We start from the raw sequence: 21877 nt of genomic DNA, 5'->3' as shown, positions 1-21877 counted from the left end.
CTTCTGGCTGGAAATATCCCGGGGGAGGCGCGCGCCCCGGCGCGCGACGGGGGCAGAGCCCCCTCCCGGAATGCGGTCTCAGACCAGTTCTGCCTTCATCGTGATCTCGGTGTCGAGCAGCTTCGAGATCGGGCAGTTCTCCTTGGCGGTCTGCGCGGCCTTGTCGAAATCCGCCGCGGTGGCGTTCGGCACCGAGGCCTTCACGTCGAGGTGGCTCTTGGTGACGGCGAACCCGTCGTCGTTCTTCTCGAGCGACACGGTGGCCTCGGTCGAGATGTCATCGGCGGTGAAACCCGCCTCGCCGAGGATCATGCTCAGTGCCATTGAGAAGCAGCTCGCGTGCGCCGCGCCGATCAGCTCTTCGGGGTTGCTGCCCGGCTCGCCCTCGAAGCGCTTCTTGAAGCCGTAGTTCACGTTCTCCAGAACGCGCGACTCCGTCGAGATCGTGCCGGTGCCCTCGGTCAGGCTGCCTTTCCAGTTCGCGGACCCTTTTTTCTGGATCATGTCGTGCTCCTTTTCGGTTTCGGTGATCGCCCGCGATGCGGGCGCTTGGTCCCTCAACGCGTCAGTGCGGCTGCGGTTGCACCCGGCGGGACACCCTTGGACATGTTGCGCGCGGACGCACATTCCATATTGTGTTTTCCACAGATGATCCTTTATGCTGAACGCCGGACCTCCGCCCTGCGAGAGGCCACAGAGAGTTTCGCTGTTCCGGCGCGTCCCCTTCAAGGACCCGGAACAGACCGATCGGGCCGCAAGGCCACCCGAAGACCGCCCGGACCGCTCAGGCGACGGGCTGCAAACAGGCGCTACACGGACGCACCGTGCAAGCGTCGGAGAAGAACCGCGATGAAGCGTGCGACGCAATGGAGGCACCCGGGCGAAGACAGAGCGTCTTCCCGTGCCTGCGCGCCGCAACTCGCCCAGACAAGCCACGCCGCCTCACGTCTTCACCCGCCAGGGGAGGGCGTCGTCGCGCCGTGCAGACGGACAACATGGCAAAGAAAATGCTCATCGACGCCACCCACGCGGAGGAAACCCGCGTCGTGGTGGTCGACGGAAACAAGGTCGAGGAATTCGACTTCGAATCGGAGAACAAGCGTCAGCTAGCCGGCAACATCTATCTCGCGAAGGTCACCCGCGTGGAGCCCTCGCTCCAGGCCGCCTTCGTCGATTACGGCGGCAACCGCCACGGCTTCCTCGCCTTCTCTGAAATCCACCCGGATTACTACCAGATCCCCGTCGCGGACCGTCAGGCCCTGATGGAGGAAGAAGCCGCACTCGCCGCCGAGGACGACGACGAGAACGACAAGGAAAAGTCGCGCTCGCGGTCCTCCAAGTCGCGGTCGCGCCGGTCGCGCTCGCGCTCCAAGGCCGAGACCGCCGGCAACGACGACAAGACCGCCAGCGCGGACGTCTCCGAGATCAAGGGGATGGAGACCATCGACCTCGAGACCGAGGGCGCCGGTGACACGCCGCTCGACGTCGTCGAGGACACCATCGCCGCAGGCGCGGCCGACGCCCCCGTGGCCGATCCGGCTCCGGCGAACGACAGCGACGCCGGCACCGAAACGGCGCCCGCCGCCGAGGCGCAGCCCGCCGCGCGGGATGTCTCGGACGAGGGCGACGACTGCGACGACGATGACGGCGACAGCGATCCCCGGGACGACAGCATCGAGTCGGTCGCCGATGACGACACCGAGGAAGAGATCCGTCCGCGCCGCAAGCCGCGCGCCCGGAAGTACAAGATCCAGGAAGTCATCAAGGTGCGCCAGATCATGCTGGTGCAGGTCGTCAAGGAAGAGCGGGGCAACAAGGGTGCCGCGCTGACCACCTACCTGTCGCTGGCGGGTCGCTACTGCGTGCTGATGCCGAACACCGCCCGTGGCGGCGGCATCTCGCGCAAGATCACCAACGCCACCGACCGCTCGAAGCTCAAGCAGATCGCGCAGGAGATCGACGTGCCGAAGGGCGCGGGGCTGATCATCCGCACCGCGGGCGCCAAGCGCACCAAGACCGAGATCAAGCGCGACTACGAATATCTTCAGCGTCTGTGGGAGCAGATCCGCGAGCTGACGCTCAAGTCGGTCGCGCCCGCCAAGATCTACGAGGAAGGCGACCTCATCAAGCGCTCGATCCGCGACCTCTACAATCGCGAGATCGACGAGGTTCACGTCGAGGGCGAGAAGGGCTACCGCATCGCCAAGGACTTCATGAAGATGATCATGCCGTCCCACGCGAAGAACGTGAAGCATTACGTCGACCCGATGCCGCTCTTCGCGCGCTACCAGGTCGAGAGCTACCTCAGCTCGATGTTCAACCCGACCGTGCAGCTCAAGTCCGGCGGCTACATCGTCATCGGCGTGACCGAGGCGCTGGTCGCGATCGACGTGAACTCGGGCCGGGCGACCAAAGAGGGCTCCATCGAGGAGACTGCGCTCAAGACCAACCTCGAGGCCGCCGAGGAAGTGGCGCGCCAGCTGCGTCTGCGCGACCTTGCCGGCCTGATCGTCATCGACTTCATCGACATGGACGAGCGGAAGAACAACACCGCCGTCGAGAAGAAGCTGAAGGACAAGCTCAAGACCGACCGTGCCCGCATCCAGGTGGGCCGGATCTCGGGCTTCGGCCTGCTCGAGATGTCGCGCCAGCGTCTGCGCCCCGGCATGATCGAGGCGACGACCCAGCCGTGTCCCGCGTGCCACGGCACCGGTCTCATCCGCTCCGACGACAACATGGCGCTGAACATCCTGCGCCAGATCGAGGAAGAGGGCACCCGCCGCCGTTCGCGCGAGGTTCTGGTGAAGTGCCCGGTCGGCATCGCGAACTACCTGATGAACCAGAAGCGCGAACACGTCGCCATGATCGAGGCCCGCTACGGCATGGCCGTGCGGATCGAAGGTGACACCGCGCTGGTCTCGCCCGACTTCACCATGGAGAAGTTCAAGACGGCGACCCGGAACGTGCCCGAGGTGGTCGCGCCGGTCGTGTCGGTCGACACCTCGCTGATGGACCAGATCGACGAGGACAGCGCCGAGGCGGAAGAGGTCGACCCCGAGGAGGCGCCCGCACCCGTGGCCGAGGCCGCCGCGCCGGCCCCCGAGGCCGAAGGCGAGGACGAGGGCAAGCCCAAGAAGCGTCGTCGTCGTCGCCGTCGCTCGCGGTCCAAGAACAAGGACAACGGCGAGAACGGCCAGAACGGTGACGACTCCGCCCCCAATGGCGAAGACAAGGGCTCCGAGGACAAGACCGAGCAGGCGCCGGCAGAGACGGCCAAGGACAAGGGCGAAACCCCTGCCGAGCCGGTCGCAGCCGCTGCGGATGCGCCGGTGGAGGCAAGCTCCGACGCCAGTGGCGAGGCGCCCGCCGCCGAGGAAGAGGCTCCTGCCAAGCCCAAGCGCAGCCGGTCGCGCAGCCGCTCGCGGAAGCCTGCAAAGGCCGAAACCGAGGCAGCGACCGAGAACGCTTCGGACGCGCCCGCAGCCGACGCCGCGCCCGCATCTGCGGTCGAGGAAACTGCCGCGCCGGTGGCCGAGCCTACCGCCGAGGTCGTGCCCGAAGCGCCTGCCGCCGAGGTGAGCGAAGCGCCCGAGCCTGAAGCAGAGCCTGAGCCCGCACCTGTTGCGGACCCCGAGCCGGAGGCGGCCGAGGAGGTCGCGGCACCGGCAGCGGAAGCTCCGGCAGTCGAACCTGCGCCGGAAGCGGAGGCACCGGCCGTCGAGCCTGCGTCGGAAGACGCGCCCGCCGAGCCGGAGGCAGCCGCACCCGCCGAGGAAGCCGAGGAGCCGGCCGAGACGCCGCAACCGGCGGAAGAGGCGACCGAGAGCGCGCCTGCGCCCGAGGAAGAGCGTCAGCCCGAGCCGGTCGCGGAAACCGCCGGCGAGGACAAGGACGACGGCAAGCCCAAGCGGCGCGGCTGGTGGTCGGTCGGTCTCTGATCGCCCCCACATGCTGAACACCAGGAAGCCCCGGCCCCGCGCCGGGGCTTTTTCGTGTCGGCCCCGGGGGCTGTGTCCGGAAACCCGCGCGCCAACGGGGGCAACGAGGATGTGACGCTGCGCCGCGTGACGCGGGCGTCGGTATCTTCTATCGAGAGCATATGTTCGGAATCGACCTCATAGACGCCAGTCTTCTGCCGGCGATGCTCGTGGCGCTCGCCGCCGGGATTGTCTCGTTCCTCAGCCCCTGCGTGCTGCCCATCGTGCCGCCATACCTTGCCTTCATGTCGGGGGTGAGCATCGCCGAGATGGAAGCGGGGGGCCGGGCCCGGCTGCGCGCCTTTCTCGCGGCGCTGTTCTTCGTGCTGGGGCTCAGCACGGTCTTCGTGCTGCTTGGCTTCACCGCCTCGTGGCTGGGCATGTTCTTCCTGCAGAACCAGGTGCTTCTGGCGCGGATCTCCGGCGTTGTGGTGATCGTCTTCGGCCTGCATTTCCTGCACGTCTTCCGCATTCCGTTTCTTGACCGCGAAGCTCGCATCGAGACCGGCGATACCGGAGGCTCGGCCTTCGGTGCCTACCTGCTGGGGCTCGCCTTCGCCTTCGGCTGGACGCCCTGCATCGGGCCGCAGCTCGGCGCGATCCTATCGATGGCGGCATCGGAAACCTCGGTCGCGCGCGGCACCGCGCTGCTCGCGGTCTACGCCGCCGGGCTGGGCCTGCCGTTCCTGCTGGCGGCGGTGTTCCTCAGCCGGGCGATGGGCGTGATGAACCGGCTCAAGCGCCACATGGGGCTGATCGAGAAGGTCATGGGCCTGCTGCTCATCGCGGTCGGTCTCGCGCTGCTCACGGGCGCATTCTCGGCCTTTTCCTTCTGGCTGCTCGAGACCTTCCCGGCGCTCGGCGAACTCGGCTGACGCGCGCAGGGCTGCCTTAGTCTTGCCCTCATGATCTGTTAAGCAAGCTTGCGGAAAAGCGCAGGAGCAGGGGTCATGGAGCCGTTGGACGGGCAGGAGATCAGACGGCGCCGGGTGTTCTACATCCCCGGCTACGACCCCATCCATCCGCGCCGCTACCGCGAGCTCTACCGCAAGGAGGGCGCGGCGCAGGCGGCGATCTCGGGCTACGAGATCGGGCTGAAACCGAAAGCGACCGGGGGTCGCTACGGCTGGCATGTCACCGGGTCCATGGATGGCGCCGATGTCGAGGCCGATGTCGAGGTGCTCGTCTGGTCCGACATCGTGCGCGACAGCATGTCGACGACGATCCCCGCCACCTACCTGCAACTGGTCCGCACCGCGTGGGAATACATCGCGACGGGCGCCCTTCGGCGGCTGATGCGGCTGCGCAAGGGGCCGGTGATCGCCGCGCTCTACCCTGTGGGGATGCTGTTGCTGCAACTGCTGCTGGCGCTGTTCGCGGGCTGGGCGGTCTTTGCCCTGCTGCTGTTTGCGCAGCCGTGGATCGGGGTCTTCGCGCCGCTGCTCGGCGCGGGGGCATGGGCCACCGTGGCGGTCTGGCTGCTGCGCCGGTTCAAGAAGAAGGACGGAAAGCTCTTCGCCTATTACCTCATGCACGATTATGCCTTCTCGGCGCAGTTCCGGGGCGCCAACCCGCCCGAGCTCGAGACGCGCATGGCGGTCTTCACCGACACCATCGCCGAGGCGTTCGGCGCGGAGGTGGACGAGGTTCTGGTGGTGGGTCACAGCTCGGGCGCGCATCTCGCGGTGTCGATTCTCGCCGATCTCATCCGCCAGGGCAGGGTGCCCGCCAACGGGCCGCGACTGGCGTTCCTGAGCCTCGGGCAGGTGGTGCCCATGGTCTCTTTCCTGCGCGAGGCGCACCGGCTGCGGGCGGACCTTGCCTATCTCTCGGCGCGTCCCGAGCTGACCTGGGTCGACGTCACGGCGCCCGGTGACGGCTGCGCCTTCGCGCTCTGCGATCCGGTCGCGGTGAGCGGCGTGGCGCCGCCCGACAAGCGCTGGCCGCTGGTCTTCTCGGCGCAGTTCACCCGCTCGTTGAGCCCGGCGCGCTGGAACGAACTGCGCTGGCGGTTCTTCCGGCTGCACTTCCAGTATCTCTGCGCCTTCGACCGGCCGCTCGATTACGATTACTTCCGGATCACGGCCGGACCTCTCAGCCTTGCCAGCCGCTACGCCGACCGGCCGCCGTCCAAAAGCCGCATCGACGCGCCGGTGTCGAAATTCGTCTCGCAAGACGTATCGCGAGCGTCATGACGCCGCCGAAACCGAAATCGCGCCCCGACCGGGTGTCGCTGCGGCGCTACGTGAAGCTCTTCCGCGAGGATATCCTCTCGGCGCAGCCGGCGCGGCTCTACCGGGCGTGGATGGCGGAGTTCCGCACGCCGTTCTTCCGCTCCTATCTCGTGAACCAGCCGGAGCTGGTCAGGACCGTGCTCAGGGAACGCCCGCTCGATTTTCCGAAGTCATCCCGGATATCGGAGGGGCTGCGCCCGCTGCTGGGCGACTCGGTCTTTCTGACCAACGGCGCGCAATGGCAGCGGCAGCGACGCATCATCGACCCGGCCTTCGAGGGCGGGCGCCTGCGCGAGACATATCCCGCGATGTGGGAGGCCGCGCAGGCGGCGCTGGCGCGGCTTCGCGGGCAGGCGGGCGGCGTCGTCGAGATCGAGGAGCACACCAGCCACGCCGCCGCCGACATCATCTTCCGCACGCTGTTCTCGATCCCCATCGAGGACGCGCTTGCGCAGAAGGTGTTCCACGAGTTCCGCGCCTACCAGCGCACCCAGCCGATCCTGAACCTCGCGGCCTTCGTGCCGCTGCCGCGCTGGATGCCGCGTTTCTTCCGTTCGGACACGAAGGCCGCCGCGAAGCGCATTCGCGCACTGATCACCGAGCTGACCGAGCGGCGCATGGCCGAGATCGCGGCGGGCACCGCGCCCGACGACCTTGCCACCAAGATCATGACGACCCGCGACCCCGAGACCGGCGAGACCTTCTCGACCGAAGAGATGGTCGACCAGGTGGCGATCTTCTTCCTGGCGGGGCACGAGACCTCGGCCTCGGCGCTGGCCTGGGCGCTCTACCTAGTCGCGACGCACCCCGAGTGGCAGGCACGACTGGCAGACGAGGCGCAGGTGCTCGGCGACACGCCCGACTTCGGGGACATGGCGAAGCTGCGCCTTTCGCGTGACGTGTTCCGCGAGGCGCTGCGGCTCTATCCGCCGGTGCCGATGATGGTGCGCGAGACGACCTGCCCGGAGCGGTTCCGCGACCGGGACGTTCCGAAGGGCGCGCAGATCGTGTTGTCGCCGTGGCACCAACACCGGCACGCGCGGCTCTGGGACAACCCCGACGGCTTCGATCCCGCGCGCTGGAGCACCGAGAACGGTCGCGCCTGCCTGCGCGACGCCTACATGCCGTTTTCCGCCGGGCCGCGGGTCTGCACCGGGGCGGGGTTCGCGATGGTCGAGGGGCCGCTGATGCTGTCGCTCATTTTGCGTGACCTGAAGCTCACCGCGCTGCCCGACCGCGTGCCCGAGCCGGTCGCGTTCCTGACCGTACGTGCCCGCGACGGCATCAATCTGCGCGTCGACCCACGTTAGCGGTTTACGTTAGCGTTAAACCTTTCCGGGCCACCTACCCATCCCGTGCGCACTCGTCTATGCCTTTGGCAAACAGGCATTTACAGCATGGGAGAGAGGGTTCCTCATGAGCGTTTTCGAAGCACAGAAAGAGAAGATGGCGACCGGCAAGGGCTTCATCGCCGCGCTCGACCAGTCGGGCGGATCGACCCCCAAGGCACTGCGTCTCTACGGCGTCGAGGAAGACGAATACGACGGTGAGGCCGAGATGTTCGGCGAGATCCACAAGATGCGCAGCCGCATCATCACCGCTCCCGATTTCACCGACGCCAAGGTGCTCGGCGCGATCCTCTTCGAGCGTACCATGCGCGGCGAGGTCGAGGGCATCCCGACCGCCCAGTACCTTTGGGAAAAGCGCGGCGTCGTGCCGTTCCTCAAGATCGACAAGGGCCTTGCCGACAAGGAAAACGGAGTTCAGCTGATGAAGCCGATGCCGGGTCTCGAGGATCTGCTCAAGGAAGCCAAGGAGACCTTCGGGATCTTCGGCACCAAGGAACGCTCGGTCATCCTTGAAGCCAACGCCGAGGGCGTGAAGGCCATCGTCGACCAGCAGTTCGAGGTCGGCAAGACCGTGGTCGCCGCCCGTCTGGTGCCGATCATCGAGCCGGAGGTCGATATCAATTCGCCCACCAAGGCCGAGGCCGAAGAGATGCTGAAGGCCGAGATCAAGACCCATCTCGACGCGCTGCCAGAGGGCGACGACGTCATGCTGAAGCTCACGATCCCGACCGTCGACGGACTTTACGACGAGCTGGCCGATCATCCGCGCGTCGTGCGCGTGGTGGCGCTCTCGGGCGGCTACTCGACCGACGTCGCCTGCGAGAAGCTCGCCAAGCAGCCGAAGATGATCGCTTCCTTCAGCCGCGCGCTGGCCGAGGGCCTGTCGAAGAAGCAGTCGGACGACGACTTCAACGCCGCGCTCGGAAGCAACATCGACAAGATCTACCAGGCTTCGGTCTGAGCCAAGACACCACCGGCTTGCGGAAAGGCGCGTCGCTTCGGCGGCGCGCCTTTTGTTTTGCCGCGGCCCCTCTTCCCCTGCGGTGGGCGAGGGCCCCGGTGGAACTCCGCCGATCCACGGCTGTGTCATTTGCATGGGCGACGGGCCGCCGCCGGTCCCGGCGGCTTCCGGCAGGGGCCCGCGCGTTTCGTACCGGTCACGGTGGGCGCCTTTCCGTGTGGCGCGGTTTCGGCAACATGGGCACAGGCGATCTCGCCACCACTCACGGACCGCGGAAGGACCCCGCATGACAAGGACGCTGACGACCTTTCTCGCGATCGGCGCCGCCTTTCCGGCGGCTGCCGCCTCGTTCGGCGAGGCGGATCGCAACGGCGACGGCGTGCTGACGGTGTTCGAGGTTCAGGAGGTCTGGCCCGAGGTCACGACCGAGGGCTTTCTCTACCTGGACAGCGACGGCGACGGGCTTCTGAGCGAACGCGAGGTCGCGGCAGGCCGCGAAAAGGGGATGCTTTCCCGCGCGGACTGACACGGCTGGCCGCCCTCGATTCCCCTCTGGGGCGGTCCGACCCGGCGTGTCAGGAGCGTGCGATGTAGCGGTCGCGGCGGTGGTTGACCGTGATCAGGAGGTTCAGCACGACGGCGCCCAGAAGCGACCAGAGCACGCGCTCCCAGTCGAAGAGGAACAGCGCAAGGGTGAAGACGCAGAGGTCGAAACCCAGCTGCACGTGCCCCGCCTTGATGCCCTTGGTGTCCTGCGCCCAGAGCGCCACGATGCCGACGCCGCCCAGCGTCGCGCCGTGGCGGAACAGCATGAGCAGGCCGACGCCCGCCAGCATCCCCGACAGTGCCGCCCCAAGCGCGGGGTGCAGCTCGTTGATGGTAAGCACATGCGGCAGGCCTTCTGCGATGGCCGACATCATCGCGACCGCGGTGAAGCTCTTGATCGTGAAGCGCCAGCCGAGCTGCCGGATCGCCAGAAGGTAGAACGGCAGGTTGAGCACGAAGAAGATCGCGCCGAAGGGCAGGCCGGTCGGATAGGACACCACTAGGGACAGCCCGGCGATCTGGCCGGTGAACAGCTCGGATGCGCGCAGGAACTGGATCGACAACGCGACGAGCGTCGTGCCGACGAGCATCGCCTGAACGTCTTCCCAAAGCGTGTGGCGATCGGGCGGGGGGCTACCAAGGATCTGCATGAGGCAGTCATGCTGACCTTTTGGCGCTCCGTCAAGCCATCTTGGGTTCGTCGTTTGGTTGAGCCGTGGGGTTTTCGGGACGAGAAAGGTCGGTCGTACGTGTTGGATCGTGCGGTAGCCCGCCCCGCAGCTGCGACTGGCTGTGCAGACTTGCAGCTTCCGTTCGGGGTGTGGAGCAGGGCGGGACGCCGGGTCGCAGCTGACGACGTGGACAAGGGGGGCCGCCGTAAGGCGGCCGGCCCCGGGCTCAGCCGTGCAATGCCTTGTTGAGGTTTTCGTCCACCTTCTCGAGGAAGCCCATCGTGGTCAGCCACTTCTGGTCCGGCCCCACCAGCAGCGCGAGGTCCTTGGTCATCCAGCCGGATTCGACGGTCTCGACCACGACCTTTTCGAGCGTCGTGGCAAAGGCCATGAGCGCGGTGTTGTCGTCGAGCTTTGCGCGGTGCTTGAGACCACCGGTCCAGGCGAAGATCGAGGCGATCGAATTGGTGGAGGTCGATTTGCCCTCCTGGTGTTGGCGGTAGTGGCGGGTCACCGTACCGTGCGCCGCCTCGGCCTCGACGATCTTGCCGTCCGGCGTCATCAGCTGCGAGGTCATCAGCCCGAGCGAACCGTAGCCCTGCGCCACCGTGTCGGACTGCACGTCGCCGTCGTAGTTCTTGCAGGCCCAGACGAAACCGCCGTTCCACTTCATGCAGCAGGCGACCATGTCGTCGATGAGCCGGTGCTCGTACCAGATGTTCTTCTGCTTGAAGGCCGCCTCGAACTCTTCCTCGTAGACCTTCTGGAAGAGGTCCTTGAAGCGCCCGTCATAGGCTTTGAGGATGGTGTTCTTGGTTGAGAGATACACCGGCCAGCCCATGTTGAGCCCGTAGTTGAACGAGGCGCGGGCGAAGTCGATGATCGAAGCGTCAAGGTTGTACATGCCCATGTAGACGCCCGCCGACGGGGCTTGGTAGACTTCGCGCTCGATGACCTCGCCGTCGTCGCCCACGAACTTCATGGTCAGCGTGCCCGAGCCGGGGAAGTGGAAGTCGGTGGCCTTGTACTGGTCGCCAAAGGCATGCCGGCCGATGACCACGGGCTTGGTCCATCCCGGCACCAGCCGCGGCACGTTGCGACAGATGATCGGCTGACGGAACACCACGCCACCGAGGATGTTCCGGATGGTGCCGTTGGGCGATTTCCACATCTTCTTGAGGCCGAACTCCTCCACCCGCGCCTCGTCGGGGGTGATGGTCGCGCATTTGACGGCGCAGCCGATCTCCTTCGTCTTCTCGGCGGCGTCGATGGTGATCTGGTCGTTGGTTTCGTCACGCGTCTCGATCCCGAGGTCATAGTAGAGCAGGTCGAGATCAAGGTAGGGCAGGATCAGTTTCTTTTTGATGAAGTCCCAGATGATCCGGGTCATTTCGTCGCCGTCCATTTCGACGATCGGGTTCTCAACCTTGATCTTGGACATGCGGATCCCTTTCCTTTGGCATGTGCTGACAGTGGCGGATTAGACCAGATTCGCCATGAGCAAAAGATATGTATGCATTGGTATACGAAATGTGACGGCGCCTGCCGGAATTTTCGGCAGCCCGTAACAAATTGGAAAGAACATGGCTGCTAAAGGCAAGCCATGTCTGCGCGTGTTCGCCTTTCTCTCGATGCCCTGCTCATGTCGCTGGCGCTTGTCGCCGGGGTCGGAAGCAGCCTTGTTGCGGCGCTTGGGCCCGAAGTCCGCACGCCCGGGGTGCCGGTGCTCGTGGTCGCGCCGCCCTGGGGGCAGGCCGCTGCCGCGCTGGTGCTGGCCGCCGGCGGCCAGCCGGTCGGGCCCCTTGCCGCACCGTTCGGAACGCTTGCGGTCTTCGACCAGCCGGTGCCGCTCGAAAGACTTGCGGCGCTGGGTGCTTGGACCGTGCGGGACGCGCGCACGCTTGCCTCTCTCTGCGGAGTATCTTCATGATCGCCAAGCTTCTGTCCCGTGTCCGGACCATGCGAGAGCCCATGCTCGTCCTGTTGCTCGGGATCATGCTGATCCCGGTCCAGGTCGCCTCGGATCTCTATCTTGGCAACTCGGCGATGCCCGGCACGCTGTCCTCGCTGGGTCTGGTCGGTGCCGCGATCATGTCACTGCGGATCGGAAGCCGGCTCAGCGACTACGTGATCGCAACCTCCGTCGTGGCCGAGGTCATGGTGCTGACGGCCGTCTACCAGCTGCATCCATGGCAGATCGACACGCACATGGTATATTTCGTGATGCTGGCCGGGATCTCGGTGATGGGCCGTGTCAGCGTGCTGCTCTATGCCGCCGCGCTGGTGGCGCTGCACCATGCAACGTTTACACTCTTCCTGCCGGCACTGGTCTATCCGTCGATTGAGCTGGTCGAGAACATCATGCGGACAGCTCTTCACGGGGGCATCGTGTTGATGGAAACGGCCATTCTCACGATGGCGATCCTGCAGCGCAATGCCGCCACCGCGCGGCTCGAGGAAAGCCGTGAGCTGATAGCCGACGAAAGCCACAGGGCGGCAGAGGCACAGGCCCGGGCCGAGGCCGCTGCGCGGGAAACGCGCGAAGTGGTCGCGCTTTTCAACCGGCATCTCCATCGCCTTGCAGACCGGGACCTCGGGTGTGCGATCGGTGGCGAGATGCCCGAGGCCTTCGAGGGCCTGCGCGCCGACTTCAACCAGGCCGTCAGCCAGCTCCAGGAGGCGCTTGGCGGCGCGACCGACAAAGCCACGGCCTTCGAGGAAGAAGCGCAGGCGCTTGAGGCGGTCACCGGCGACCTTTCCGCACGCAGCGAACGCCAGGCCCACGACCTGAGCGCGGCTGCCGGCGGCATCACCGAGATCACGCGGGCGCTGAACGGCACTGCGGATCAGGCCGGCACCGCCTCCGATCGGGCCCGCGTTGCGCGCGAGAGCGCCGAGCAGGGCGGCTCGGTCACGAACGAGGCGATCGAGGCCATGCGCCTGATCGAGAAGAGCTCCTCGGAGGTTGGCAAGATCATCGACCTGATTGACGACATTTCGTTCCAGACCAACCTGCTGGCGCTGAATGCCGGGGTCGAGGCTGCGCGCGCCGGGGAGAGCGGCAAGGGGTTTGCCGTCGTCGCCTCGGAGGTTCGGCAGCTTGCGCAGCGCACGTCCGAGGCCGCGGCCGGGGTCAAGACGCTCATCATGGACAGCGAAGCGCAGGTGACGAACGGGGCGCGGCTGGTCAACGAGGCGGGAACCAGGCTTTCCGCAATCGTCGAAGAGGTAAGCGCGGTCAGTGGCATGATCTCGACCATCCGCGACGAAAGCCGCGGTCAGTCGGGCGAGATGGCCAAACTCTCGGAAACCCTGTCGCGGCTCGACAGCGAAACGCAGGACACCGCGGGGCTCAGCGAAGAGATGGCCGCCATGGGACTGCGGCTGCGCGGCCATGCGCGGGAGCTTCTGGGCGAGATGGGCGCCTTTTCACTCGGCTCCGACGCCAGCTCCGACCAGCGCCGCCGGGCATGACCCGCGATCACCCGGTTCAGCGCCCCGCCGCAGCCTCGACCCGGGCAAGCCGACGCATGAGCAGCAGCGCCAGCACGGCTTCGACGAAGATCCCGGCAGCAAGCGGCAGGGGGGTGCCGTCGAACATCAGTCCGTTCGGAACCGCGATGATCACCGCCGAGACCGTGGCGAGCGCGCCGATCACCGATGCGGCGAGGCCGGCGATATGGCCCACCGGCTCCATGGCGATTGCGTTGATGTTGCCGACGGTCAGCCCCATCTGGAAGAACACCGAAAGTTGCCAGACCAAAAACGCGGCGAAGCCGATCGGCCCGGTCAGACCGAAGGCGAACAGGACAAGCGCGATGCCGGCCATGACCGACTGGATCGCAAGCATGGTCGTCACGAGAAACCGCATCCCCAGCCGCATGACCAGCGTCGCGTTCAACACGCTGCCCGAGGCAGCGAGGATCGCCACGCCCCCGAACCAAAGCGGAAAGCTGTCGCCGTGGCCGAAACTGATGTCGTAGATCTGCTGCACAGTGGAGATCATCGAGAACAGCATCGCGAAGACAAGCGCCTGCACGGCAATCGAAATGCGCACGACCTCGTGACCGAGAAGCTCGCGGGTTGCCGCACCGATCACCGCGAAACTGAAGGGGCGTCGCTTCTCGGCAGGGTGCGTCTCGGGCAGGCGAAGCATGAGCCAGAGCGACGAGACCGTCGCGAAGAAGATGAAGACACCGAAGATCCCGCGCCAGCCTGCGAGATGAATGATGAAGGCCCCGATCGAGGGCGCAAGCGCCGGGAAGAGCGTGAAGACCATCATCACGAAGGACATGATCCGCGCCATGTCGCGGCCGGAGTGAAGGTCGCGCACGATGGCGAGTGCAACCACGCGCGGGCCCGCCGCGCCAAGCCCCTGAACGAGGCGCGCGGCCAGCAACAACTCGAGAGATTCCGCCTGCGCGGCGAGCGCGGACATGGCGATATAGAGCGCGGCGCCGCCAAGGACGACAGGCTTGCGACCAAAACTGTCCGACAGCGGCCCGGTGAAGAACGTGCCGATGCCCATGCCGAGAACGAAGCTCGTCACCACAAGCTGCGCCCGGTTCAGGTCCGTGGGCGTCAGCGCCTCGCCGATCTCGGGAAGCGCGGGAAGCATTGCGTCGATGGAAAAGGCGATGGTGGCAAACAGCATCGCGAGCAGCGCGATGAATTCGACTCGTCCCGGGGCAGTCCGCATGAAACCTCTGTCTCCTTGGTGATCGGAGGTGCCGCTGCGTGCTTGGCTCGCCGGTGCGCCGCCGTTGTCGTCGGGCTACGGGAATTGGTATACCGGCACAACCGCTCGACCCTTGGGGTAAGTGGCAAGTCAGCCATGCATCGGGTGCATGGCTGGCGCGCCACACGCAGCGGTGAAGCGGTCAGGAAACGGTCAGGGCAGTGCCGGCTGCGCGCCGCCCTCGCGAAGTTCCGCGATGACCCGGGACCAGAGGTCGGTGGGCTGGGCGCCGGGCACGGCATGCTGCCCGGCAACGACGAAGGTCGGCACCGAGGTAACCCCCATGCCGCGGGCGGCTGCATCCATTTCCACGATTTCGCGGCGATCGGCGTCGGAGGCGAGCAGCCGCTGGACCAGGCTCGCGTCCAGTCCGCAGGCGTCGGCGATGTCGCCGAGAACCTCTCGGTCGCCGATGTCGCGGCCCTCTTCGAAATAGGCGCGGAAGAGAGAGGACACCACGGCGGTCTGCACCCCTTCGATGCCGGCCCAGTGGATCAGACGGTGCGCGTCGACGGTCGACGGCGTGCGTGCGATGTGGTCGAGGTCCAGCGCCAGCCCCGCGTCGCGCGCATGCTCGGTGACCGGAAGGTAGGCCTCCACCGCCTGCGCCTTGCCGCCGAACTTCGCCTCGAGGTAGGCGCGGCGGTCCATGCCTTCGGGCGGCATTTCGGGGTTCAGCATGAAGGGGCGCCAGCGGATCGTGAAGGGATGATCCGGCGCATCCAGAAGCGCGCGGTCGAGATAGGCCTTGCCGATGTAGCACCAGGGGCAGATCGGATCGGAGAATATGTCGAGCGTGACCATGCGTGTACGTCCTTTTGGGGCTCTTCTAGCAGGGCACGGAGAGAGAAGCGACCGGGGAAAGGGGCTGTGACCTCAACCGCCGGTGTCCGCGATCCCCCGGAGCGTCGCCTCGTCGAGCAGTCGGACATTGCCACGTTCCAGCGCGACAATTCCACGCCGCGAAAACGCGTCGAGCCGGCGCGAGACCACCTCGCGCGCGGAACCGATCATCGTGGCGATCTCGGCATGGGTGGCATGCAGGACGCCATTCTCGGCCCGCTGCAGAAGCGTTTCGGCCAAGCGGCATTCGATGCGTTGAAAGGCAACCTTTTCAAGGAGGTGCATCATGCTCTGCATCCTCTGGGCGAAGGCGTGGAAGACGAAGGTGCGAAAGCCCTCGTCGCGGCCCATCAGGGAGAGAAACACGCCGCGCGGGATCAGCACGAGCCGGCAGTCGCTGCGGGTGACCGCCTCGCCGGAGTAATCGTCGCCGCCGAGCAGTCCCAGCGTCGACTGGATGCAGCTTTGCCCGGGTTCCACGGCATAGAGCAGGATGTCGCGGCCGGTGGGGCCGGTGAGGAACACGTCGATACGGCCGGACAGGACGATGACGAATCCCTCGACCGAGTCACCGGGGCGGAACAGAACGGTCCCGCGCGGTGCGGCGAATGGTGCGAGCCGATCAAGGGCGGCGCGGTTCTCCGGTGCGAGCGTTGCGAGGGCGGGCGCGGTTCCGGTCCAGGTCATGTGCGCGGTGTCTCCTTGGGCGCAGGATGCATCGTCCTGCACCTGAAGAGAAGCACGTGCGCCCGGTCCGGGTGCCGCACCCGCCAAGCACCCGATGTGGCGCGGCTGACTGATCCGATGATCGGCGGGCGCGGGGCAGCCTGTTGCGGCTCAGCCTCTGCCGCGGCCCTCGAACCTCGGCAGCATGGCCGAGAAGTCGCGCCCCTTGCCGCCCTCGTCCTCGACGAAGCTGCGGTAGAGTTCGAGCGCGCGCTGGCCCATGGGTGTGTCCGCGTCGGCGGTTTCGGCGGCCTGCTGCGAAAGGCCGAGATCCTTGAGCATCAGTTCGGCCGCGAACCCGGGCTTGTAGCCGTTGTCGGCGGGCGAGGTCGGCCCCACGCCGGGCGCCGGGCAGTAGGTGTTCATCGACCACGACGAACCCGACGAGGTCGAGACCACGTCGAACATCGCCTCACGCGACAGGCCCAGCTTGTCGGCCAGCGCGAAGGCCTCGCAGGTGGCGATCATCGTGACGCCGAGGATCATGTTGTTGCAGATCTTCGCCGCCTGGCCGTTGCCGGAGGGGCCGCAGTGCACGGCCTTCTGGCCCATGATGTCGAAGAGCGGTTTCGCCTTGGCAAAGGCCTCCTCCGAGCCGCCGACCATGAAGGTGAGCGTGCCGCCGGCCGCTCCGCCGATGCCGCCCGAGACCGGCGCGTCGAGTGCGCCGAGACCCGCAGCCGCGGCCTGGTCGGCCACGGCGCGGGCGCTGTCGACGTCCACGGTGGAGCAGTCGAGCAGCACCGCGCCGGGCGCCATGGCGGGGATGATCTCGTCGGCAACGCTGCGCAGGATGGCGCCGTTGGGCAGCATGGTGATGACGACCTCGGCCTCCGCCACGGCCTCCGGGCCCGAGCCGGCCTGCGCGACGCCCTCGGCGGTGGCGCCGGCGACGTCGAAGCCGGTCACCGTGTGGCCGGCCTTTGCGAGATTGGCCGCCATGGGCGCGCCCATGTTGCCGAGCCCGATGAATGCGATCTTCATGTCTTCTCCTCCCCTTGGCGGCGCCTCCTCTAGAGCGCCAGTTCATCCTCTCCGAGCGGGGCCAGCATGGCGGCGACCGTCTCGGGGGTCACCTCGTCGAGCGCGAGCCGCCAGTGCGGATCGCGGTCCTTGTCGATGATCTGCGCGCGCACGCCTTCGAGGAAGTCGCCTTCGGATGCGATGCGGTGCGAGACGCGGTATTCCTGTCGCAATGCGGTGCGAATGTCGGGGTCGGCCTCCGCCCGGAGCCGGCGCAGCATCTCGAGCGTCACCGCCATCGAGAGCGGCGAGTTGCGCCCGACCGCCTTGCGGGCACGTGCCGCGAGCTCGCCCTCGGCCCCCTCCAGGGCGGTGGCGATCCCGGCAAGGTCGCCGGCTGCGAAAAGCCGGTCGATCTCGGGCTGGGCGGCGGCGAGCGGGCTTTCGGGCAGCGGGTAGCCGTCCTCTTCGAGCGCCTCGAGATCGCCGGTGTCGGCAAGCTCGGTCTTGATGCCTTCCCACTTCTCCTCGGGCAGGAAGACATCCGCGAAATTGGCGTGGAGCGCGTCGGCGGGGCCCATGCGCGCGGCGGTAAGGCCGAGGTAGACGCCCAGCCGCCCGGGCGCGCGTGACAGCAGCAGCGAGCCGCCGACGTCGGGAACGAAGCCGATGCCGCATTCGGGCATGGCGATCTGGGCACTTTCGCCGACCACGCGGTGCGAGACATGGCCGCCGAGCCCGACGCCACCGCCCATGACGAAGCCGTTCAGGAAGCTGACGATGGGCTTGGCGTATTCAGCGAGCTTCGCGTTCATCCGGTATTCGTCGCGCCAGAACCGCCGGCCGGTGTCGAAGTCGCCGGCCTTGCCCTGCCGGTAGATCTCGGCGATGTCGCCGCCGGCGCAGAATGCCTTGTCGCCCTCGGCGTCGAGAAGCACGAGCGAGACGGCGTCGTCGTCACGCCACTCGTCGAGCGCGGCCTCGATCGCCATGCACATGTCATAGGTCAGCGCGTTGAGCGCCCTGGGGCGGGTGAGGGTGATGCGCCCGGCGCGGCCCTGCTTTCGGATGTGGATGTCTGTCATGCTCCCGTCTCTTGTCTGGCGACCCGGTCGCGGGCGCGCGCTGCCGGTCGTTCAGCCCGAGACCAGGCTGCGCGCCACGATGAGCCGCATGATTTCGTTCGTCCCCTCGAGGATCTGGTGGACCCGCAGGTCGCGGACGATCTTCTCGATGCCGTAGTCGGCGAGATAGCCGTAGCCACCATGGAGCTGCAGGCACTGGTCGGCCACCCTCGATCCGGCCTCGGTGACGAATTTCTTGGCCATGGCGCAGTATTTCGTCGCGTCCGGGCTGCCCTGGTCGAGTTTCCACGCCGCCTGTCGCAGGAAGGTACGGGCGGCCTGAAGCTCGATCTCCATGTCGGCAAGACGGAACTGCAGCGCCTGGAAGCGGTCGATGCTCTGTCCGAAGGCCTGGCGTTCGGCCATGTAGGCGAGGGTCGCGTCGAGCGCCGCCTGTGCCGCACCGAGCGAGCAGGCCGAGATGTTGAGCCGCCCTCCGTCGAGCCCGGCCATGGCGTAGCGGAAGCCCTTGCCCTCGTCGCCGAGCAGGTTCGTGCGCGGTACGGTGCAGCCGTCCATCTGGACCTGCCGGGTGGGCTGGGATTTCCAGCCCATCTTCTGCTCGAGCCCGCCGAAGGAGAGCCCCGGCGTGCCGTCCTCGACCACGATGGCCGAGATTCCGCGCGGGCCGTCGCCGCCGGTGCGCGCCATGACGATGTAGGCATCGGAGTAGCCGCCGCCGGAGATGAAGGCCTTGGTGCCCTCGAGCCGGTAGGCGTCGCCCTGCGCGTCGGCACGGGTGCGCAGCGCCGCCGCGTCCGAGCCCGACCCGGGTTCGGTCAGACAGTAGGAGAACACCGTCTCCATGGTCAGCGCCTTCGGCAGGAACCGCGCGCGCAGATCCTCGGAGCCGTAGAGGTCGAGCATCTTGGCGCACATGTTGTGGATCGACAGGAAGGCCGCGACCGAGGGGCAGGCCATGGACAGCGCTTCGAACACCAGCGTGGCGTCGAGCCGTCCGAGCCCGGAGCCGCCGTGGTCCTCACTGACGTAGATGCCGCCGAGGCCGAGCTGGCCGACCTCGTGCCAGAGCTCCCTCGGGATGGTGCCGGCGGTCTCCCATTCCGCCGCCTTTGGCGTCACGTGCTCCTGTCCGAAGCCGTAGGCCATGTCGAAGATCGCCGTCTGCTCCTCGCTCAGACCAAAATCCATGTCCGGCCCTCCCTGCCATGATGGAAATTGAACAACTGTTCAGATTGTGTCGGGAGTCGGGCCGCGATGCAAGCGGGAAAGCGGAGGCGCGTGAGCGGGGTGAGCCCCGCGCGCTCTGCGTCGGATGGGTGCGCCTGTGGCTTGCGGGGAAAAGGGGGCTCTGCCCCCGTCCGCCCTGCGGGCGCAGTCCCCCGAGGGTATTTGGAAACCGGAGAAGACCCTTGGGTCAGGCGCGGGCGGCGAGGGTGTCGCGGATGGTGGTCTCGACCTTGGCGAGGAGCCTTGCGTTGTCGAAGCGGGCGACGGCGGTGTCGCGGGCGGCGCGGGTCATGGCGCTGCGGTCGGCCATGTCGAGCAGCTGGCCGATGCGGTCGGCGAAGGCGCTCTCGTCCCATTCCGGCACCAGCAGGCCGTTGACGCTGTCCTCGACCGCTTCCGGAATGCCGGCGTGCAGGGTCGAGAGGGTGATGCAGCCGCAGGCCAGCGCTTCCTGGATGGCGGTGGGCAGCCCTTCTGTGTTGCCGTTCTTCGCGGTAACGGAATGCTGCAGGAAGACCTCGGTCCGGGCGAGGTGATCGCGCACGGCGTCATGAGGCAGGGCGCCGGTGAAGGTGACCTGCGGTGCGATGCCGAGATCTTTGGCGAGGCTGCGGCAGGTCTCGAGCAGGGGGCCGTCGCCGATCATCGTCAGATGTGCGTCGCGGTCGCGGGCGGCTGCGGCGAAGGCGCGCAGCGTGACCTGGGGCGCCTTCTTCTCGACCATGCGGCCGACGGCGAGGAAGGAGCCGGGGCTTTTTTCGCCCGGGGTGAAGCGGCGGATGTCGACGCCGGAGGGCACGACATGCGCGTTGGGATGGGTGACGCCGTGCCGCGCGAGGTTGTCGAGCAGGAACCGCGAGACCGAGAACACGCCGGCGAGCCGCGGCATCATGCGGCGGTAGGCGCGCACGATCTGGCGCGAGCGCAGCGCGAAGCTGGCGTCGGTGCCGCGGAAGTAGGTGAAGCAGGGGATGCCGAGCTCCTGCGCGAGCTTCGCGACCACGAGGGCCTGCGTGCCGAACTCGGCTAGGATGACCTCGACCCGTTCAGCGCGCAGCCAGGCTGCGAGGCGGGCCCTGGCGTCGCCGAAGGGCAGGCGGCCGGTGCCCTCGACGGCGGCATTCCAGCCCATGGCGAAGGGGGCACGCAGCCGGTCACCGGGGCTGAGCGGTGCGCGCCGCACGAACAGCGGTTTGCCGAGCGGGTCGGTGCCGTTGCTACGGCCGGCGAGCACGCAGGTGTCGCCACCGAAGATGTGTTCGATGTGGCGGTTGATGAAGGTCTCGCCCGGGACGAAATAGTCGGATGTGACGATGCAGGTCTTCATGGGCGCTCCCGGGTCTGCGGACCGGGTCTAGATGCCCGTCCGGGGCGCCCCGTGCAAGGGGCGGCCGCTGCCCGGGTCAGAGCCCGTCGTGGAATTCGTCGATGAGGTGGCCGACCACCGCGCGCATGCGGGCGTCATCGTCTCCCGTCTCGGCGGCGGCGACCGCGCGCTGGCGGCTGGCGGAGGTGCCCCGGGCGACGACCTCGCGGGCGCGCTCGATCTCGGGCAGGCAGCCGAGCGCCCGTGCGTCCTCCTCGAGAAGCGCGATCAGCTCTTCGACGAGCTGCGGGAAGGGGGTGATCGAGGCGGCGCCGAAGTCGATCAGCCCCTCGGTCACACCGTAGCGCTGCGCGCGCCAGCGGTTCTCGGCGATCAGGACGTTCTCGTAGATACGCCAGCGCAGGTTGCGGCGCCGGAGCCGCCAGAGCATCCGCAGGATGCACTGGTTGAGCGCGGCGAGCATGAGCGCGTCCTCGAGGCGGGGCTGCACGTCCATGATCCGGGTCTCGAGCGTGGGGAAGCTGGCCGAGGGGCGCATGTCCCACCAGATCTTCGAGGCGTCCTCGATCACGCCGAGGTCGACCAGCACCTGCACCGAGCGGCGGTAGTCCTGCCAGTTGGCGAATTGCGGCGGCAGGCCGGTGCGGGGCAGGTTGTCGAAGACCGAGATCCGGTAACTGGCAAGGCCGGTGTCCTGCCCCTGCCAGAACGGCGAGGAGGTGGAGAGCGCCAGCAGATGCGGCAGGAAGTAGCTCGCCTGTCGCATCAGGTCGGCGCGCAACGTGTCGTCTCCGAGGCCGACGTGCACGTGCATGCCGCAGATCAGCAGGCGCTGCACCACGCCGCCGAGATCGCGGCGCAGGTCGTTGTAGCGGTCCTTGTCGGTGTGGTGCTGGTTCTTCCAGTGCGCCAGCGGGTGGCAGGAGGCAGCGATGGGGGCGAGCCCGTGCCGCGCGGCAAGTTTCGAGATCGTCGCGCGCAGGCGCTTCAGGTCGTCGCGGGCAGCGGCGATGTCGGTGCAGGGCAAGGTGCCGATCTCGATCTGGCATTGCAGGTATTCGCGGCTGACCTGGTCGCCGAGCTCGGCGCGGCAGGCATCCAGCAGGTCTTGCGGCGCTTCGTGCAAGGCAAGGCTCTCGCGGTCGACGAGAAGATACTCCTCCTCGATGCCGAGCGTGAATTCCGGCGTCTGCATCTGCTGCGCCCTCCGGTGTCCCTTGCGCTGCG

At 67.3% G+C, this 21877-nt stretch carries 19 protein-coding genes; 8 read left to right on the top strand and 11 right to left on the bottom strand.

The features are described 5' to 3' along the window. Positions 1-78 precede the first annotated feature (78 nt). Positions 79-504 (bottom strand): OsmC family protein, encoded by a 426-nt coding sequence (locus D6860_RS02210; protein ID WP_076624215.1) that lies wholly within the window; start codon positions 502-504, stop codon positions 79-81. A gap of 491 nt (positions 505-995) precedes the next feature. On the opposite strand from D6860_RS02210, the gene D6860_RS02205 reads away from it, so the two are divergent. From D6860_RS02205 to D6860_RS02180, 6 genes are all read left to right on the top strand, one after another. Then, positions 996-3938 (top strand): Rne/Rng family ribonuclease, encoded by a 2943-nt coding sequence (locus D6860_RS02205; RefSeq protein WP_076624216.1) that lies wholly within the window; start codon positions 996-998, stop codon positions 3936-3938. A 161-nt stretch (positions 3939-4099) separates the two neighbouring features. Further along, positions 4100-4852, top strand: coding sequence for a cytochrome c biogenesis CcdA family protein (locus D6860_RS02200; RefSeq protein ID WP_017470004.1), 753 nt, complete (start codon positions 4100-4102; stop codon positions 4850-4852). A gap of 75 nt (positions 4853-4927) precedes the next feature. Further along, positions 4928-6172: a hypothetical protein gene (locus D6860_RS02195; protein WP_076624217.1), complete on the top strand. Its 1245-nt coding sequence runs from the start codon at positions 4928-4930 to the stop codon at positions 6170-6172. Next, positions 6169-7521: a cytochrome P450 gene (locus D6860_RS02190; RefSeq protein ID WP_017468184.1), complete on the top strand. Its 1353-nt coding sequence runs from the start codon at positions 6169-6171 to the stop codon at positions 7519-7521. The genes D6860_RS02195 and D6860_RS02190 overlap by 4 nt, the downstream gene beginning before the upstream one ends. Before the next feature lie 106 nt (positions 7522-7627). After that, positions 7628-8521, top strand: a complete 894-nt coding sequence (locus tag D6860_RS02185; protein WP_076624218.1) for a fructose bisphosphate aldolase — start codon at positions 7628-7630, stop codon at positions 8519-8521. A gap of 286 nt (positions 8522-8807) precedes the next feature. Further along, the gene (locus tag D6860_RS02180; protein WP_017468165.1) at positions 8808-9047 is read left to right on the top strand and encodes an EF-hand domain-containing protein; all 240 of its coding nucleotides are present in this window, start codon (positions 8808-8810) and stop codon (positions 9045-9047) included. Between the two features lie 49 nt (positions 9048-9096). Here D6860_RS02180 and D6860_RS02175 read toward each other — a convergent pair whose 3' ends face one another. Together D6860_RS02175 and D6860_RS02170 are read right to left on the bottom strand one after the other, a co-directional pair. Beyond that, positions 9097-9717, bottom strand: a complete 621-nt coding sequence (locus tag D6860_RS02175; protein ID WP_076624219.1) for a YitT family protein — start codon at positions 9715-9717, stop codon at positions 9097-9099. Positions 9718-9964: 247 nt separating this feature from the next. Further along, a complete protein-coding gene (locus D6860_RS02170; RefSeq protein ID WP_076624220.1) occupies positions 9965-11179 on the bottom strand; it encodes an NADP-dependent isocitrate dehydrogenase in 1215 nt (404 codons plus the stop codon). Between the two features lie 162 nt (positions 11180-11341). On the opposite strand from D6860_RS02170, the gene D6860_RS02165 reads away from it, so the two are divergent. Both D6860_RS02165 and D6860_RS02160 read left to right on the top strand, forming a co-directional pair. Next, the gene (locus D6860_RS02165) at positions 11342-11668 is read left to right on the top strand and encodes a hypothetical protein (RefSeq protein ID WP_076624221.1); all 327 of its coding nucleotides are present in this window, start codon (positions 11342-11344) and stop codon (positions 11666-11668) included. Next, the gene (locus D6860_RS02160) at positions 11665-13212 is read left to right on the top strand and encodes a methyl-accepting chemotaxis protein (protein ID WP_076624222.1); all 1548 of its coding nucleotides are present in this window, start codon (positions 11665-11667) and stop codon (positions 13210-13212) included. Before D6860_RS02165 ends, D6860_RS02160 begins: the two co-directional genes overlap by 4 nt. Positions 13213-13228: 16 nt before the next feature. Here the strand turns inward: D6860_RS02160 and D6860_RS02155 are convergent, their stop codons facing one another. The 8 genes from D6860_RS02155 to D6860_RS02120 form a co-directional block, all read right to left on the bottom strand. Then, positions 13229-14437: a multidrug effflux MFS transporter gene (locus D6860_RS02155; protein WP_076624223.1), complete on the bottom strand. Its 1209-nt coding sequence runs from the start codon at positions 14435-14437 to the stop codon at positions 13229-13231. A gap of 192 nt (positions 14438-14629) precedes the next feature. After that, positions 14630-15280, bottom strand: coding sequence for a DsbA family oxidoreductase (locus D6860_RS02150; RefSeq protein WP_017469757.1), 651 nt, complete (start codon positions 15278-15280; stop codon positions 14630-14632). 72 nt (positions 15281-15352) lie between these two features. Further along, positions 15353-16006, bottom strand: coding sequence for a Crp/Fnr family transcriptional regulator (locus D6860_RS02145; RefSeq protein ID WP_076624224.1), 654 nt, complete (start codon positions 16004-16006; stop codon positions 15353-15355). A 150-nt stretch (positions 16007-16156) separates the two neighbouring features. Then, positions 16157-17029, bottom strand: a complete 873-nt coding sequence (gene mmsB, locus D6860_RS02140) for a 3-hydroxyisobutyrate dehydrogenase (RefSeq protein WP_093411642.1) — start codon at positions 17027-17029, stop codon at positions 16157-16159. 29 nt (positions 17030-17058) lie between these two features. After that, positions 17059-18093, bottom strand: coding sequence for an enoyl-CoA hydratase/isomerase family protein (locus D6860_RS02135; RefSeq protein WP_076624386.1), 1035 nt, complete (start codon positions 18091-18093; stop codon positions 17059-17061). Between the two features lie 51 nt (positions 18094-18144). Continuing rightward, positions 18145-19284 carry an acyl-CoA dehydrogenase family protein gene (locus D6860_RS02130; RefSeq protein WP_076624387.1) on the bottom strand — a complete coding sequence of 380 codons (1140 nt, stop codon included), beginning with the start codon at positions 19282-19284 and terminating at the stop codon, positions 18145-18147. Positions 19285-19510: 226 nt separating this feature from the next. Continuing rightward, positions 19511-20650, bottom strand: a complete 1140-nt coding sequence (locus D6860_RS02125; RefSeq protein WP_076624388.1) for a glycosyltransferase — start codon at positions 20648-20650, stop codon at positions 19511-19513. A 76-nt stretch (positions 20651-20726) separates the two neighbouring features. After that, positions 20727-21845 (bottom strand): carboxylate-amine ligase, encoded by a 1119-nt coding sequence (locus D6860_RS02120; protein ID WP_076624389.1) that lies wholly within the window; start codon positions 21843-21845, stop codon positions 20727-20729. Between the last annotated feature and the right edge of the window lie 32 nt (positions 21846-21877).

The sequence above is a fragment of the Salipiger sp. D13 genome (genome assembly GCF_003703915.1).
Taxonomy (GTDB): domain Bacteria; phylum Pseudomonadota; class Alphaproteobacteria; order Rhodobacterales; family Rhodobacteraceae; genus Salipiger; species Salipiger profundus.
The sequence above is the reverse complement of the archived record's forward strand: the minus strand, read 5'-3'. Positions and strand labels throughout refer to the sequence as shown.